Annotated in this window: 15 protein-coding genes and 1 pseudogene; 11 read left to right on the top strand and 5 right to left on the bottom strand. The window is 45.7% G+C overall.

What is annotated here, in order from left to right; genetic code table 11:
- Window positions 1–34: 34 nt before the first annotated feature.
- The 3 genes from gyrB (at window position 35) to ACOGW3_RS09365 (ending at window position 5,310) form a co-directional block, all read left to right on the top strand.
- Complete coding sequence (gene gyrB / locus ACOGW3_RS09375) at window positions 35–2,488, top strand: DNA topoisomerase (ATP-hydrolyzing) subunit B (RefSeq protein WP_419902720.1); 2,454 nt, start codon at window positions 35–37, stop codon at window positions 2,486–2,488.
- 501 nt (window positions 2,489–2,989) lie between these two features.
- Window positions 2,990–4,786 (top strand): transglycosylase domain-containing protein, encoded by a 1,797-nt coding sequence (locus tag ACOGW3_RS09370; RefSeq protein ID WP_419902719.1) that lies wholly within the window; start codon window positions 2,990–2,992, stop codon window positions 4,784–4,786.
- Between the two features lie 86 nt (window positions 4,787–4,872).
- Window positions 4,873–5,310 (top strand): hypothetical protein, encoded by a 438-nt coding sequence (locus ACOGW3_RS09365; RefSeq protein WP_419902718.1) that lies wholly within the window; start codon window positions 4,873–4,875, stop codon window positions 5,308–5,310.
- A 16-nt stretch (window positions 5,311–5,326) separates the two neighbouring features.
- On the opposite strand, the gene ACOGW3_RS09360 is transcribed toward ACOGW3_RS09365, so the two are convergent.
- A complete protein-coding gene (locus tag ACOGW3_RS09360; RefSeq protein ID WP_419902717.1) occupies window positions 5,327–5,530 on the bottom strand; it encodes a hypothetical protein in 204 nt (67 codons plus the stop codon).
- Between ACOGW3_RS09360 and ACOGW3_RS09355 the strand changes: the two genes are divergently transcribed.
- Together ACOGW3_RS09355 and ACOGW3_RS09350 are read left to right on the top strand one after the other, a co-directional pair.
- Window positions 5,517–6,749 carry an ISL3 family transposase gene (locus ACOGW3_RS09355; RefSeq protein ID WP_419901077.1) on the top strand — a complete coding sequence of 411 codons (1,233 nt, stop codon included), beginning with the start codon at window positions 5,517–5,519 and terminating at the stop codon, window positions 6,747–6,749. The genes ACOGW3_RS09360 and ACOGW3_RS09355 overlap by 14 nt on opposite strands.
- Window positions 6,750–6,792: 43 nt before the next feature.
- Window positions 6,793–8,289: a peptidoglycan-binding protein gene (locus tag ACOGW3_RS09350; RefSeq protein WP_419902716.1), complete on the top strand. Its 1,497-nt coding sequence runs from the start codon at window positions 6,793–6,795 to the stop codon at window positions 8,287–8,289.
- 126 nt (window positions 8,290–8,415) lie between these two features.
- Here ACOGW3_RS09350 and ACOGW3_RS09345 read toward each other — a convergent pair whose 3' ends face one another.
- Window positions 8,416–9,138: a M48 family metallopeptidase gene (locus ACOGW3_RS09345; RefSeq protein WP_419902715.1), complete on the bottom strand. Its 723-nt coding sequence runs from the start codon at window positions 9,136–9,138 to the stop codon at window positions 8,416–8,418.
- Window positions 9,139–9,199: 61 nt separating this feature from the next.
- Window positions 9,200–9,817, bottom strand: coding sequence for an SCO family protein (locus ACOGW3_RS09340; RefSeq protein ID WP_419902714.1), 618 nt, complete (start codon window positions 9,815–9,817; stop codon window positions 9,200–9,202).
- A gap of 314 nt (window positions 9,818–10,131) precedes the next feature.
- On the opposite strand from ACOGW3_RS09340, the gene ACOGW3_RS09335 reads away from it, so the two are divergent.
- The 6 genes and pseudogenes from ACOGW3_RS09335 to ACOGW3_RS09310 all read left to right on the top strand — a co-directional run bounded on the left by ACOGW3_RS09335 (window position 10,132) and on the right by ACOGW3_RS09310 (window position 13,621).
- Complete coding sequence (locus ACOGW3_RS09335; RefSeq protein WP_419902713.1) at window positions 10,132–10,830, top strand: EI24 domain-containing protein; 699 nt, start codon at window positions 10,132–10,134, stop codon at window positions 10,828–10,830.
- 12 nt (window positions 10,831–10,842) lie between these two features.
- Window positions 10,843–11,361: a hypothetical protein gene (locus ACOGW3_RS09330; protein WP_419902712.1), complete on the top strand. Its 519-nt coding sequence runs from the start codon at window positions 10,843–10,845 to the stop codon at window positions 11,359–11,361.
- A 97-nt stretch (window positions 11,362–11,458) separates the two neighbouring features.
- Window positions 11,459–11,635, top strand: coding sequence for a DUF2244 domain-containing protein (locus ACOGW3_RS09325; RefSeq protein WP_419902711.1), 177 nt, complete (start codon window positions 11,459–11,461; stop codon window positions 11,633–11,635).
- A 103-nt stretch (window positions 11,636–11,738) separates the two neighbouring features.
- Entirely contained in the window at window positions 11,739–12,173 is a 435-nt protein-coding gene (gene tnpA, locus ACOGW3_RS09320) for an IS200/IS605 family transposase (RefSeq protein WP_419901154.1), read from the top strand.
- A gap of 88 nt (window positions 12,174–12,261) precedes the next feature.
- Window positions 12,262–12,573 (top strand): annotated as a pseudogene (locus tag ACOGW3_RS09315) (DUF2244 domain-containing protein); the annotation flags it as partial.
- A 106-nt stretch (window positions 12,574–12,679) separates the two neighbouring features.
- Complete coding sequence (locus ACOGW3_RS09310) at window positions 12,680–13,621, top strand: cobalamin biosynthesis protein (RefSeq protein ID WP_419902710.1); 942 nt, start codon at window positions 12,680–12,682, stop codon at window positions 13,619–13,621.
- A 53-nt stretch (window positions 13,622–13,674) separates the two neighbouring features.
- On the opposite strand, the gene ACOGW3_RS09305 is transcribed toward ACOGW3_RS09310, so the two are convergent.
- Together ACOGW3_RS09305 and ACOGW3_RS09300 are read right to left on the bottom strand one after the other, a co-directional pair.
- Complete coding sequence (locus tag ACOGW3_RS09305) at window positions 13,675–14,376, bottom strand: lipid-binding SYLF domain-containing protein (RefSeq protein ID WP_419902709.1); 702 nt, start codon at window positions 14,374–14,376, stop codon at window positions 13,675–13,677.
- A gap of 154 nt (window positions 14,377–14,530) precedes the next feature.
- Entirely contained in the window at window positions 14,531–15,373 is an 843-nt protein-coding gene (locus ACOGW3_RS09300) for a metallophosphoesterase (protein ID WP_419902708.1), read from the bottom strand.
- Between the last annotated feature and the right edge of the window lie 256 nt (window positions 15,374–15,629).

The raw sequence follows: 15,629 nt of genomic DNA, 5'->3' as shown, positions 1-15,629 counted from the left end.
CTGTGACCGTCAAACTGGGAAGAAAGAGTTTGATATGACCGATACTGGCGATATGCAAGACCAGGATAGTGGTGAAAACGGCGGCGAATACGGTGCTGATTCCATCAAGGTGCTGCGTGGCTTGGAAGCCGTCCGGAAGCGTCCCGGAATGTATATCGGTGATACGGATGATGGTTCCGGTCTTCACCACATGGTGTATGAGGTCGTAGATAACGCGATTGATGAGGCTTTGGCTGGTCACTGTGATACCGTGGGGGTCATCCTTAATGGCGATGGTTCTGTCACCGTTCATGATAACGGGCGCGGAATTCCAGTTGATATCCACCCGGAAGAAGGTGTTTCAGCTGCCGAAGTTATTATGACCCAACTGCACGCCGGCGGTAAATTTGACCAGAACTCTTATAAGGTCTCTGGTGGTCTTCACGGAGTTGGCGTTTCTGTTGTTAATGCATTGTCCGTAAAACTTGAGCTTCACATCTATCGTAATGATGTCGAACACTATATCGCTTTCTCTCACGGCGATGCAGTTGACCGTCTTGTGGAATTAGGTCCTGCGAATGGCAAGAAGGGTACTCACGTAACCTTCCTGCCATCCAAAGAAACCTTCACCATGACGGAGTTTGATTTTAGCACCCTGGAGCACCGTTTACGGGAACTCGCTTTCTTGAATTCTGGTGTTCGGATTACCTTGCGCGATGACCGCCATGCCGAGCCTAAAGAAACGGTATTCATGTACGAAGGTGGTTTGCGAGCTTACGTTGAGTATCTTGATCGGACGAAGGCATCGCTCTTTGATGATGTCGTCTATATGATTTCTGAAAAAGACGGCGTAACTGTCGAAGTTGCGATGCAATGGACGGACAGCTATCACGAAAACACCCTTTGCTTTACCAATAATATTCCGCAAAGGGATGGTGGTACTCACCTTGCTGGTTTCCGTGCAGCTTTGACCCGTCAGATTAATAGCTATGCGACGTCCTCAGGACTTATGAAGAAGGAGAAGGTGAGCCTTACGGGTGATGATGCACGTGAAGGTCTCACATGTGTTCTTTCCGTTAAGGTACCTGATCCTAAGTTCTCCAGTCAGACAAAAGACAAGCTGGTTTCTTCTGAAGTACGCCCTGTTGTTGAAAATATTGTCAATGACCGCCTCAGCCAGTTTTTTGAAGAGCACCCAGCCGAAGCCAAACGTATTGTTGGTAAAGTCGTCGAGGCCGCAGCAGCGCGTGAAGCTGCACGGAAAGCGCGCGATTTGACCCGACGTAAAGGCGCGCTGGATATTTCATCGCTTCCAGGAAAGCTCGCGGATTGTCAGGAAAGAGATCCGGCTCGTTCCGAACTCTTCCTGGTGGAGGGTGATTCTGCGGGTGGATCTGCGAAACAAGGACGTGACCGAGCTACTCAGGCAATTTTACCCTTACGTGGTAAAATTTTGAACGTTGAACGTGCCCGCTTTGACAAAATGCTGTCATCACAAGAAATTGGTACCCTGATTACGGCCTTGGGTACCAGTATTGGTCGGGATGAGTTTAATATCGAAAAGCTGCGTTATCACAAAATCATTATCATGACCGATGCGGATGTGGATGGTAGTCACATTCGTACACTTTTACTGACGTTCTTTTATCGCCAGATGCCTGAGCTCATCGAGCGTGGTTATCTCTACATTGCCCAACCGCCGCTTTATCGTGCGAAGCGCGGCGATTCCATCAGATATCTTAAAGACGATCGCATGATGGAAGAGTATTTGATTGGCAATGGGGTAAAGGACGCAACACTCACGACACAACAAGGTGTACAGGTTGCTGGTGAGGATCTTATTAAAGTTGTTACTCATGCGGTTGCTGCGCGTAATCTCATGGAGCCTTTGATCCGCAAAGTTGGAAGCGTTGAGCTCGTTGAGCAGGCAACAATTGTTGGTGCACTAAGTGAGCAACTGCTTCTGGATGAAAGCCGTGCGCAATCGGTTGGAGATACCATTGCTCAACGCATGGACGATAACCTTCCTGAACTACAACGCGGCTGGACGGCAGAAGCCAATACTGTTGACGGTGTTCTGACATTGTCACGCACACTGCGCGGTCTTACAGAGCGTCGAGTGATTGACGTTACCTTGGCCAGAACAGGAGAAGCCCGTCGATTGAATAGCATGGCGGATGAAATGCAGGAGTTTTATGCATCGAGTTCAACATACCGGGTGAAAGAAAAGGAAACGCAGATTACAGGGCCGAATGCCTTGGCCAACTTTGTCTTCGACCTCGGGCGTAAGGGGATTAATGTTTCCCGTTATAAAGGCTTGGGCGAAATGAACCCTGATCAACTTTGGGAAACGACCTTGGATGCAAACGCACGTACTCTCCTTCAGGTGAAAGTTGGTCACAGTGATGAGGCAAATGATATTTTCTCTACCCTTATGGGAGATGTTGTCGAACCCCGCCGTGACTTTATTCAAAGTAACGCGTTGGAAGTTGCAAACTTGGATGTCTAAGACGTATCTGAGCTAACACAATAACGAAGGTCGAGCTTCTTTGGAGTTCGACCTTTTTTATGAAAGAAAATAGAGCCTGTCATTTTCTTGACATGCTTCTGCCTATAGCCTGTCTAAAGTGAATAGTTTAACAATTGAATTATGGCGACTGATAAAAAAACACCTAAAAAGACATCGAAGAAAAAGACCACCAAGCGTGGAGCTAAAACCCTGAAAGCTGATTCCAGCCGAAGGATTACCAGTGCTGGCAGGGCTGGAGCCACGACAAAGAAGGGGACTAAAAAAGCAGCTCCTAAGAAAAGGAAAACGGCTTCTCCACGGAAATCTGCGCGAGCCAAGTCCCCGAAAAAAAGAGGCATCGTTAAAACACTGGTTCTCTGGTCGTCTGTACTAGCGATTTGGGGAGCAGTTTTACTTGGAGGTGTTATCGGTTGGTACGCATGGGATTTACCTGATGTGGGAAACTTAGATCAGATTTCCCGTAGGCCGTCGGTTACACTAATGTCTGAAGATGGGATTAGGCTGGCAAGTTATGGGGATGTTTATGGCGATGTTCTCGAAGTTGATGAGATGTCCCGATATTTGCCTCAAGCGATTATTGCCATCGAAGATAGACGGTTTTATGATCACTTTGGAATTGATGTTCTCGGTATTGCACGGGCGATGGTGGTTAACCTCAAGGCAGGGAGGATGGCGCACGGGGGCTCAACCATTACCCAACAATTGGCAAAGAACTTATTTTTGAGTTCAGAGCGAAGCCTAAAGCGTAAAATTCAAGAGGCTCTTCTGGCGATCTGGCTGGAGCAAAAATTTACCAAAGATCAAATCCTTACGATCTATATGAATAGAGTGTATTTTGGTGCCGGTACTTATGGTGTCGATGCCGCCGCTCGGATTTATTTTGGTTTATCAGCCCGTAAGTTGGGTTTGTATGAATCGGCACTGATCGCAGGCTTATTAAAAGCGCCATCACGTTATAATCCTACGAGTAGCGCCGCAAAGGCTGAAACACGAACCAACATAGTACTGAATGCAATGGTGGCTGCGCGATTTATATCTGAAGAAGAAGCCGCTAAAGCCAAAAAGAACAAGCCATCACTTAAACGGAATACAAATGGGCAGGGGCGTTTCTTTGCCGATTGGGTGTTGCGTAGGGTCGATGACTATATCGGTGGCTACAGAGGTGATATCGTCGTTCACACCACACTGAATACACGCCATCAACGCCAAGCAGAGAAAACCTTGTTAAAAGCGCTAAAAGATAACTCTCCGAAACGTAAAGTGAGCCAAGGTGCTGCGGTGGTTATGTCGAGTTATGGTGCGGTTACTGCCATGGTTGGCGGTAGAGACTATCGGACAAGTCAATTTAACCGAGTTACCCAGGCCCTGCGTCAACCAGGTTCGGCTTTTAAACCCTTTGTGTTTCTTGCCGGGGTTGAAAGCGGGATGCGTCCTGATAGCCGCTTTAATGATAAGCCCATCAAAGTTGGAAAGTGGAAACCGGGAAACTATAACGGGAAATATTATGGAGATGTCACCCTTCGTGAGGCCTTTGCCCGTTCTTTAAACTCCGTCGCGGTGCAAGTGACTGAAAAAGTTGGTCGAAGACAGGTTGTCAAAGTGGCGCAAAGGCTCGGTATACAGTCAGAACTCGATCCGTCACCCTCTATTGCTCTTGGGGCTTCCGAAGTGACTTTATTAGAACTCACAGGCTCCTATGCGGTATTCGCTAACGGTGGAAATGCAGTTGCGCCGTTTGGTATCAAGGAAATACAAGATCGTAAGGGAAATAAGCTTTATCAGCGTAAAGGTAGCGGCTTAGGTCGGGTCGTGAAAAAACGTGACGTGGCCATGATCAATGACATGATGAGTGCCACAGTTGCCTGGGGAACAGGTAAAGCTGCGCAAACAGGTCGTTCTGCAGCAGGAAAAACGGGCACGACACAGGATTCGCGCGATGCTCTTTTTATCGGTTATACCCCCTATACCGTAGCAGGAGTCTGGTTTGGCAATGATAATAATTCTCCAATGAAGGGGGTCACAGGAGGCTCTCTTCCTGCGCAGGTCTGGGGCAAACTTGTTCGTGAGCTGGAGCAAGGAAAGCCTGTTGTGGAATTGCCTCAAGAATCACCAACGCTGGTCGAAGATGTTGTTGAAGAAGCTTCGGGCTTTTTAGAAAGCCTTTTTGGCCGGCTTGGTTCAAGCGGTGACAAAAACTCAAATGATAATAAAGAAAAGCGTGATAAAAATGACCTTGATTACCTGCCCTCAAATCAGGGTACAGGGAAATACAAGTAATCTGTGATGAGAGCTTCCACTGTGGGAGACCTTAAGTAGGGCATTATTTAGTCTGGGTCGGTCTGAAGTAAGAGGGTTTTGAGCATATGACTGATAACATTGAAAAAATGTCTGCGCCTGACTTCGGCAGGTCTTTGTCTGGCTTAGGCATAAATCTTCTTGCCGGTTCTGTCGAGAGAGAGCTAGATTTTTTAACGCGTGTCTTGTTGTTTGAAGTGTTGCGAGCGGATAAGGATTTTGCCGTGGTGCGTTATCAACAACAAATTTTTATGGTTCACGCTGATCATACCTATAGTAGCCACCCTCTCTCCGGGGTACTTAGCGACGGAGTCATTCGTGGCGCTGGTATCGAGCTTAGGCTTTATGGTCTGGACCCTGATAGTACGATTAAGCGGGCACAAGACTTAAATTATGAAGTATTTGCACGAGCAGAAGATAAGCCCCACGGCTTGAGGGAATGTTATATTTCTAGCCCCTCAGGTTATATGTGGGTTCCATCGACCGAAAGTTTCGTTCTTGGTTGATTTGAACTGAATCCAATCACTTATATGGTGCTGCATATTTTGGACAAATTCCGATGTTTATACTGTAGTGGGGGTAGAGTGCAATCAAAGTAAGGTTGCTCAGTCGGGAAGGGCTCTTCTCCGCTTTGTTGAGTAGAAAAAGATGCCGACCGCCAAGTAACCTGTTGATATGTATGGTTTCTGATAACTTTACATAGAGCAGGTATATGACAATCAACATCTCGCAGCATATTTTAGGCCTCAAAGGGCAACGTGTAAATGAAATTAAACTGGATGACGGCGGTGTTAAGATTGTCATTCACTGCAGCCGAGACGCGCGTAGGAGGGCTATAGACCCTGCTACAGGCCAGAAGGGAAGCATCAACCAGCATGTCCGCCGACAAGTAAACGACATCCCCCTTTTTGGGTATCCTTGTGTGGTCGAGATTGAGCTGGCGCAGGTTTATATTAACAAGGGCGAACGCCGCATTGAGGGGTGTGATTTTGTTGATAAAGGGTGCCGTTTCACTCACCGATTTTGCCGACTGATCAGTGGATTATGTCGGCATATGTCTATTCAAGCGGTTTCCAGACATTTGGATATACGATGGGAAACGGTCAAGAATATCGACAGGGCATACCTTATTGAAACTCTCCCTACGCTTGATCCTGCAGAGCTAACTGGCTTGGAATATATTGGTGTAGATGAAGTTGCCCGGGCGAAAGGTCATGACTACATGACGGTGGTCTACGATATGGTTGGCGGTCATCTGATCTGGGTTGAAGCAGGCCGAACTGCCGAGGTTTTTTCAAGGTTTTTGAAACAACTGCAACCAGATACAGCCTGCAAAATAAAGGCCGTAGCGATGGATATGGGGCCTGCCTACCAAAAGGCTGTCAGAGAGTCCTTGCCGTTGGCCGACATAGTATTTGACCGTTTCCACGTCATGAAAAACTACAGCAAAGCTATCCATAATCAGCGTCGACTTGAGTTCAGAAAGGCCGATCCAAGTGGTAAAGAGTTGATGAAAGGGACACATTATCTGTTGCTCAAAAATGCGGATAAGTTGAGTGAAAAACAAAGTGACAAGCTGCAAAGGTTGCTGGAGAGCAATAGCAACCTGAATGCACTTTACGTCTTGAAAGAACAGCTTCAGCTGCTGTGGAGTGCCGCTTCATTTGAGGCGATGGCGGAGCAACTGGAACGTTGGTGCCTGATAGCAGATCAGTCACAGATGCTCTATCTAAAAAAGTTCGCGAAATCCCTACGGAAACATTGTGTGGGCATCTGCAACTACGCCAAACACAAGCTCACAAGCGCCAGGATAGAGGCTGGTAATGTCAGTATAGGAATGATCCGTAAGCGAGCCAGAGGCATCAAGGATACCGAATACTTCAAACTCAAAATTAGACAATCATCCATTCCAGATAATCAATCTATGCTCTATTTGAAATCCTAAATCTACTCAACAAAGCGGAGAAGTGCCTCGGGAAGGTATAAATATGAAATTAATACAGCAGCTTATGTGTGCTGGTATTATCAGTTGTAGTATGGTTTTCAGCTCTTTAGCGTATTCAGCAAGTTTTGATGAGGCGATGGAGGCATTTGAAAACCGTAATTACGCGAGTGCCTACCGAGATTTTACGAATATCGCAAATACGGGCAATAGAGATGCACAGTTTATGCTTGGCTATGTATATTCAAAGGGTTACGGGACGCCCCAGGACTATGTAGAGGCTCATAAGTGGTTCAATCTTGCTGCGTCCCAAGGTGATCGGGAAGCACGCAGAGCTCGAGATAATTTAACTAAATTTATGTCAGCCCAACAAATTTCACGCGCACAGCAGCTTGCAAGTGAATGGCAACCTGCTCATGAACAAAAAGCAGAGGAAATAGAGCAGGCGGAAGTTGAAACGTCTGAACCTGTGATCCTTTGGTCCGATCCTGCCCCTGCATCAACACCGCCACCTGTACTTGCAAGTGCAACTACCGATTTAACCCGTAATGAAAAACGTGAGTTACAAAGACGGTTAAGAGATGTTGGCTATGATCCAGGGCCCATAGATGGCTTGCCGGGAGAGAGAACCCTGCGGGCTATTCGATCCTATCAAAGCGACTTTGGCATGGAAGTGGACGGGCTCGTCAGTCGGGAAATACTGGAAGATCTGCGATCGCGAAATTTCTCTAATCAAGAAGCCGATGAAGAAGTGGAAAACGAGCGTGAGGATGTTCTCCTTAAACAGCTACGTGAACTTGATAAAGATGGTCAATACACCACTCTTTCCGGCGCTCAATACAAACAGCGAATAGCTGCAATTCTTGCAGATTATGATCGACCTTGGTTGACTCGTGTTCTGTTCGATACATTCAGAGATGGTGATTATACCTTAAATCCCAGGTGGATTGTTGAATCTGGTGATTTCAGTGTTGGTAACCGAGATTATCTATATACGTCGGTCCCTGTACCTAGAAGAAATAACTCTACTAAAGAGAAAAGTGATGCTGAGGAGATCGTTGGTATATTCTCAGATATTTTTGCCAAAGCATCAAAGCAGAAAGAGGAACAAGATCAATATACTGGGTATGCAGAGATTTATAATGCGTCCTCCATATCTAACAGTTTCTCCGCACGTATAAACATTAATGGCTTACTTGATGAAGGCCGGTTTGTTTTTGGTGTTTATCAAGGATCATCTCGTATTAATGGCTATAAAGTCGCCTATACGACTGGTGCCAATAGTTCTATTGAACTTCTCAGGACCTCTTTTGAAGGACAATCGTCAATTGGATCATTTGCACTAAATCACGATCTGACAGGGGATGCTCATAATGTAGAGTTACGCCGGAATAGTAATGGTGTAATGGAAGTTGTTCTCGATGATGAAACCCTTATTACCGCTAACGATAAAAAATTACAGGGTAAGTTCGGTGGATTTGTCATGGGCAATCACGGGGGAAACTTCAGAATCATGGAAATCGAGGTGTATTCCGAGCGCTAATCCAATCAGCCCAGCTATCGACAGTATGAGCAATGGGAGAAACATTGTATCGAATGAATAATCGCAATGTTTCTAACCACTCTTTAACGGATATGTCGATTTTTGTGATGGGGGCAGGTAGAGAGTCTAGCTGTAAGAAAGCAATATGGATCCATTTGATTTTAACCACTTTTGCGACCAAATTCGTGCATGGGTTAACTGGTCAACCAGTGTCCAAAAAGCCGCGCTGTGATTCATGTGTTCAAGATGTGCTACCTCGTGGGCGACGACATAATCGAGTACTTCTTCTGGGGCAAAAATCAGGCGCCAGGAAAAATTGAGATTACCCTGTGTGGAACAGCTTCCCCAACGACTTGTGGTATCTTTTAAGCGTATGGCCGTAATCTTCTTATCTATCGAAGTCGCTTTTTCCTGGGCACGGAGATTGATTTCATAACGAACTTCTTTTTTTAAAAAGTCTTTCACTCTTCTGGGGAGATGCTCAGGGTGTGATTTTATAAAGAGTTGCTCAGATTTTAACCAGGCAGAACCCTTGGTACGGGTGTTATTGTTTATGGGGTCAATTCTGATGATTTTGTGTTCTCGCCCCAGTATGGGGATGATATCACCCGCCTGATATGATTTTTTATCAGGTTGTTGATTGAGCCGATCTGCGATCCAGTCTTTTTGCCGAACAACAAAATCTAAAATTTCCCGTTCAGGGCAGTGGGGGGGCGACACCACTTTTACAGCATCTTCCCCTGCTATTAATCTCAGAGAAAGTTTTTTGGATGTTGGGTGCGTTTGAATGACAACGCCGACTGTACGTCCCAATATATCCAGTGTGTGTGTGAACTGTGGTAATGCCATAGCTGGAGCTTATCGGGACGTTACCGCCCCGACAAGTGAGCATTATTTAGACTTAAGTATTTTACTCTGTAAGTATTTTGAGCATGGATTCCGCCATCAACTCTGGACCTGTCCCGTGGCCATAATGCTTGGAGTATTGTCCATCTGGTCCCATCAAATAAGTAATGGATGAATGATCCATGAGGTATTCATTAGCTTCTTCGGTTTCTGCTTTTTGAAAGAATACCCGGTATGCTTTAGCTGCGGCTGAAACCTGTTCAGTTGTACCCGTTAGGCCAACCATAGTTGGATAAAAATTTTCTACATAATCGTTCATTGCTGAAACGGTATCACGCTCTGGATCCACGGTGATGAATACCGGGGTAACCAGCTTTGCGAGTTCAGGATCTTTTGCTTCTACAATATCCAAGGCTTCGGATAAAAGTGTGAGAGATGTCGGGCAAACGTCGGGGCAATAGGTATAGCCAAAATAAATCAGCATATATTTACCCATAAAATCCTTCTCACTGACGTCTTTGCCAGTGTGATCAACTAAATTGAATGGGCCACCGATTAGCGCTTTAGCACCTTTGTTTTTTGTCGGTTGATCAAAATATTTCATTCCGATGAATGCAGCGGCTGCAACAATCAAAGCAAGGCAAAGGATAAAGGCAGAACGTGCAATAAAGCTTTTCGGCATGAGAAGGTCCAGTAAGAGATTTACGTATAGATAAACTAATTTGTATTGTTAACGATAACTGGAAAGGAAAACAATAACCCAACCAGCCCACAAATGGGAGATTGGTTGCGGCATAAACGCCCACTGGACATCATCGTAGTTATTCTAGAGTGGACTTTGAGCCGAATATAAATTGTTTCTCTTGGGATCTAGCCTTGAAAAAGACGTGTTTCCCCCTTAATGAATTAAGACCATTCAAGGTGGGGGTAACAATTTTGTGATCCTCTGTCCTAATTCTTGTGTTCTAAAGAGCCTAAGCAACGGAAATTTATTCAATGTTCAGTGATCTTTCAAAAGCCTTTGGTCAAACTGGTGATCCGGCTTTCCGCAAAGTCTTCTTTATTTCAGCGGGGGCGTCTCTGGTGATATTTGCATTATTATGGAGCTTAGCTGGATATGGTTTTAGCTTCTTTGATGCAATGATTATTGACTGGGCAGAATCTGATGGCTGGTTTGCATCGGCCTTAGGTACAGCAGCACAAGCTTTGTCGTGGGTTTTGGTAATCGGCTTAAGCTTGATTCTTTTCCCCTCTGTGATGCTGATGATTATTCCACTTTTCTTGGAAGATATTGCTAAAGCAGTTGAGGCAAAATATTACCCTGAGTTAGAACCGGGTCGTGAGCCGCCATTGGTCGAAACAATTCTGGGATCGATCTCTTTCATTGGTGTCACTCTGCTTGTGAACCTCATTGCACTGCCGTTTTATTTATTTATCCCTGTAGTTGGGTATTTTTTAATTTATATCGTCAATGGTTATCTTCTCGGTCGCGAATACTTTGAAATGGTTGCGCAGCGTCGTTTCCCTCTCGCGGAAGCAAAAAAACTCCGCAAGAAAAACCGTGGTCGTGTGATGATTTCTGGAATATTTCTAGCCTTTCTATTAATGGTTCCAATCTTGAACATTGTGATGCCGATTTGGGCAACAGCCTTCATGTTGCACCGGTTCGAGAGAACGCGTCGCCAAGCCATCTGATTCCGTTTTGCAATGTCTCTGTATCTAAAATTCCTTTTTGTCGTAGGACTTGCCGTTGGTTTGAGCGCTTGCGGTAGTGCTGCGCGTAAAACCCAGCCAGAGGTCCTATCTGAAACTCAATCTGTGTCTCAGTCGGTAACCAGTACTGAAGAGTTTTCTGGCAGTGTTTCGTCTTCCAAAGAGACAGCAACGACAAAGCAGCAAGAAAAACTGAAGGATGTTGACCAGACGCAGGAAGAGCTCGCTTCGCTTGATTATGAGATCGCACCTCTTCAGCCCGAAATTGACGATGACCCTGAAAAGCTATTGGGCATTAATTCAAAGCAGTTGATGGCAAAGCTTGGTGAGCCTTCTCTTATTCGTCGAGAAAATCCAGCTGAGATATGGCAGTACTCTACAAATTCTTGCGTATTGGATCTGGTATTCTATGATTCTATGACAGCGTACGTTGAATCAAGGGACGATCAAGTCAGACCTATGGATAGTCGAATTTGCTTACGTAAACTTCTGCTTTCCCGGAAAAATTGGTAAAGTAGGCTTTAGGTGCTTTGCGCCCTATTTTTGATATTTTCAACATTTAGACTATGATTTCAGACATGACATTTTCCTGGTCGAACTGGAATTTGATATGTCTTCTGCGAGCAAACCGCTAAAAAATGAAGTATCGATTTTATTTAATGCCTATTTGAGGCCGAATAGAAGTCTAAGTCCTCTTGGTTTTAAAATACTGATGATCGCCATTATCATGGTTCTCTTGGTTTGCGGGGTGGGCGCGACTATAATTGGGGCTTGGCCCGTAATTTAATCCGGTAAACCCCCGGCTATGCCGGGGGACTCTCAATGGTTTGACCGTTCCCACGGTCTTACATTTCTTTGTTTATTGACCAAAATAACAAAGGAATTAGCCGATGAGAGATTACAAAAGCCTTGCACATACGAGATGGGATTGTAAATACCACGTGGTTTTCATCCCTAAACGCAGGCAAAAAGTTATCTATGGCAACCTACGTCAGTATCTTGGTGAAATTTTCCATGAACTGGCCGGGCATCGCGAAAGTAAGATTGAGGAGGGCCATTTGATGCCGGATCACATTCACATGTGTATCAGCATACCGCCCAAACATGCTGTTTCAAAAGTCGTTGGATACCTAAAAGGAAAAAGCGCGATTGCCATAGCTCGAAAATTCAAAAATAAAGCACGGAATTTCAAGGGTGAAAATTTTTGGGCCCGTGGATATTTCGTCTCAACTGTAGGGCTCGATGAACAGATGGTGAGGGAGTATATCAGAACGCAAGAAGAGCGTGATAAGTACTTTGACCAAATGGATATATTCAATCCATAACCGCTTTAGCGGTTCCCAATTTGCCCCTTTAAGGGGCTCACCCGCTTAAGCCCCCGGCTTTGCCGGGGGTCATTTAACTGGCTTCCTTGGATTAGATCTTGCCCTTGTGTATTTCGCCTTCCATCAGAGTTATCAGAGTGGAGGAGAGTATGAAGTCGTAAGGGTTACTGCGGATGAATTGACGGTAACCAAAGTGAGTTATTTAGGACAAAAACAGTCCACCACCTTTCAGCCTTATTGGTTACAGGTTGTTCTTGACGAGAGACCTGACGGAGGTAACTCACTTATCATTTCCTCCCATGGACAATCTTTATCTATTGGCGATTGCCTCGCACCTGAAGAAAGGGGCGAGCTTGCGATAGAGCTGAGACAAGTGTTGAGCACTCTGCGCTCCAGGTGAATGTGAGGTTGAATGCATGTCTATTTTGATTTCAGGACTTCACATTGGGGTGGAATAAGTCAATGATGCTCTGAAATTATAAACCAGATGAAAATAAGGTTTCTCTTTGCCAGGTGTATATGGTTCGGCTGAGCCACTTATTCTTTTGTTGTTGGCCCTTGGGGTTGAAGCGCTCTACGGGGGGGCGTCTACTATTGAACGGTGGCTACCAAGGCCGCGTCGATTAATGGCCATTTTTGTCAGTAAATTTGATGGTGCTTTAAATCGCTCAAGCACATCAACTGCAGTAAGCGTATTTAACGGTATGGTATCGGTCCTGTTGCTTACGGGTATGTTCGCGGCGCTCGGGTATGCTTTTTCATTCATAACGCGAAATGCCCCGTTTCTTTGGCTGATAGAAGTGATCGTCATTGCTTTTTGCCTTGATTATCGCGCTCATCAAGTTCGATTGCGGCGGGTACGCAAGGCTCTTGCGTTAAAAAGCTTGGTGACAGCAAGGGGAGAGCTATACCCACTGGTCTCTGCGCTATTTCGGATAACGGATCTAAACCGACTAGACGAGAGCCAATTGGCTGCCGCTTCTGTCGGGGGCATGGCCAGGGGTTTTGTCACGGGATTTGCTGCGCCGTCGCTCTGGTATGGATTGTTAGGATTACCGGGATTATTTGTACAGCAAGCGGTTCACCAGGGGGCTAGGTTCTATCGGCAAAGGCATCTTCAGGCCCCTCAAGAAAAAGGATTTAGCAAAGTTTTCCTCGGGTTTGATCGAGTATTTCTTGTTTTACCGGACGCGATCTCTGCACTTACCTTTATTTGTGCATCGCTCTTTGTCCCCGGGACGTCATTGGGTCAGGCCTTCGCCCGGTGTTGGCGTGGAAGACATATGGCTGACGCTGCACTTGGCGGTGCACTAAAACTTGATCCCAACATGCCGAGTGAAACCAACTGGCGCAAAGAGTTGGAGCGTGGAAATTTAGTCGTACTCATTGCGGGTTTTATTGGTATTGGGTTGATTGCTGGTGCTGTTTTATTGCGGTTTACAATTTGAGAAACCAGCCAGAAGGTCCGGCTGGTTTCTGGGAGTGTCTTCGACTTTACTAATTATGGTAGTGCCGCTCTGAGTTTTTCAGAATGGGGATTTGTATAAACCCTCTCAAGGGTAATCGCTTTGGGAGTAGCACCCGCGCCATAATAGCTGGAGTTATAACTTTCACGCGTAAAGAGCTTTGCGCCTTCAAAGGCGCCCCCACCAAATAGACCGACTGAGCTGGAAAAGGCATAGATATCTACGTCAAGGTTGGCGGTTGTTGATGCTTCAACACCTGCACCAAAAGGCCCTACAGCGAGAGAAAGGTCTGCACCAAATTTAATCTCACTATCCAGAATGGCTTCCACAGCGCCTTGGTTCATGAGAGTGAAGACAACTTCGGATACTTCGCCACCAATTTGCAATCCAATACTTCCTGCTGCCAAAGTATAAAAAGCTGGATTACTCCATGTACCATCGGAACCTTTAACGAGAAGCACACCAGAGCCACCCTCACCGCCAACAATAAATCCACCCTTAACCAGCTGGGGAATAATCAAAACGCCTTTGGATTGTTCAGTAAACTCCTTGAGTTTCGCATAGTCCGGATTATTCAGCATTTTCTCCAGCGTATATCGAGATTCTCCAACCAGTTCCTCGGCGTCACTTGCAGCTTGAGCAGATGTGAGAAGAGTAAGAGGACTAAGTAGGCTGATGATGAACGCAAGACTCATAATTTTGGCTAGGGGCAAAGCCTGTGAGAGGCTCTTGATCATTTCGTTCTCCTGGTGGGTCGTTGTTGAATAGGAACAGTATGGTTAATTCGGCAAGATAGTATTGCAGGAAATTACCGGAATAGGCAGAGACATTTTGTGGCTTATTCGTTTAATTGAAAAAATAGTGCTCATTCACTGTTTTCCAAAACCTATCTTACCCGAGATTGACAACTGTGATTTCTGGTGGAATTCCAAAACGTATTGGCAGGATCGAACACCCTAATCCGCCCGAAACAACAAGGTTGCAGTTTTTTTCGACAATATGACCGTGTGCATAACGATTGCCGTATTTTGAAGGAACGATGGGAGAATAGCCAAATAAACGGACTTGCCCACCGTGAGTATGGCCGCTCATTGTAAGGGCAATACGGGAACTCACCTCCGGGAATATATCGGGTTCGTGTGCCAGAAGAATAGCGGGGTCATCATCGGTGATCCGGTTCATTAATCCTGGAAGATTGTCTCGGCCGATATACCCCTGACGTTGATCTGGAAAGGCATATTGGTCACCAAGACCAAGCAGCCAGAAAGAGCTGCCTTTATGGTGTAGTTTCAATGCATCGTTCTCTAAAACGGGTATGCCCTCGGCTTCAAGGTCTCTTTGTGCTTGAACAGGACCTTGTCGTGACTGTTGTGCACGGGGATCGTCCCACCAGTCGTGATTTCCTAATATCGCATAAGTCCCGAGAGGAGACTTTAATTGGGCAAAAACCTTGGCCGCGTCCCGAACCGATATGGTTTTGGAAATAAAACGGTGGCCAGCAACATAGTCGCCAAGAAGAACGATGAGATCAGGCTTAAGAGCATTGGCTTTTTCGACAATCCGCTCCAGCCGATCCAATGACATATAGGGTTCACCTATGTGTGGGTCGGCAAGGGCGACAATCCGTAATTGGAAATCAGAAGGCCAGGAGGTGGGTTTTATTTTGTGCTCACATGTCATCATGCGAAAGCCTGGCTCCAGGGCAAAAGCATAGGACATGGTTCCGGCGATCAAGCTTCCTCCTCCTAATAGCCATTTTAAAAAGCTGCGCCGCGTTACCATGAGGGAAATATGAAATCCTGGAAGGTTATAATGTAAAATTTTGCAGGAATTATGGTATTAAATAATGTGCAAATTATGATCTGAAGAGAAAACACTTTAGATATATTTATCAAATCACTGACTGCTGGTGTCACATAGCTGTAACATTAGAGTCACGAAACGATAATTTGTCATTTAACTGCAACGAAACTATCACATTTGAAAATTA

Origin of the sequence: Kiloniella sp., assembly GCF_965205715.1 — a bacterium.
Lineage (GTDB): Bacteria > Pseudomonadota > Alphaproteobacteria > Kiloniellales > Kiloniellaceae > Kiloniella.
Note: the sequence above shows the minus strand (reverse complement) of the source record. Positions and strands in the feature narration are given on the sequence as shown.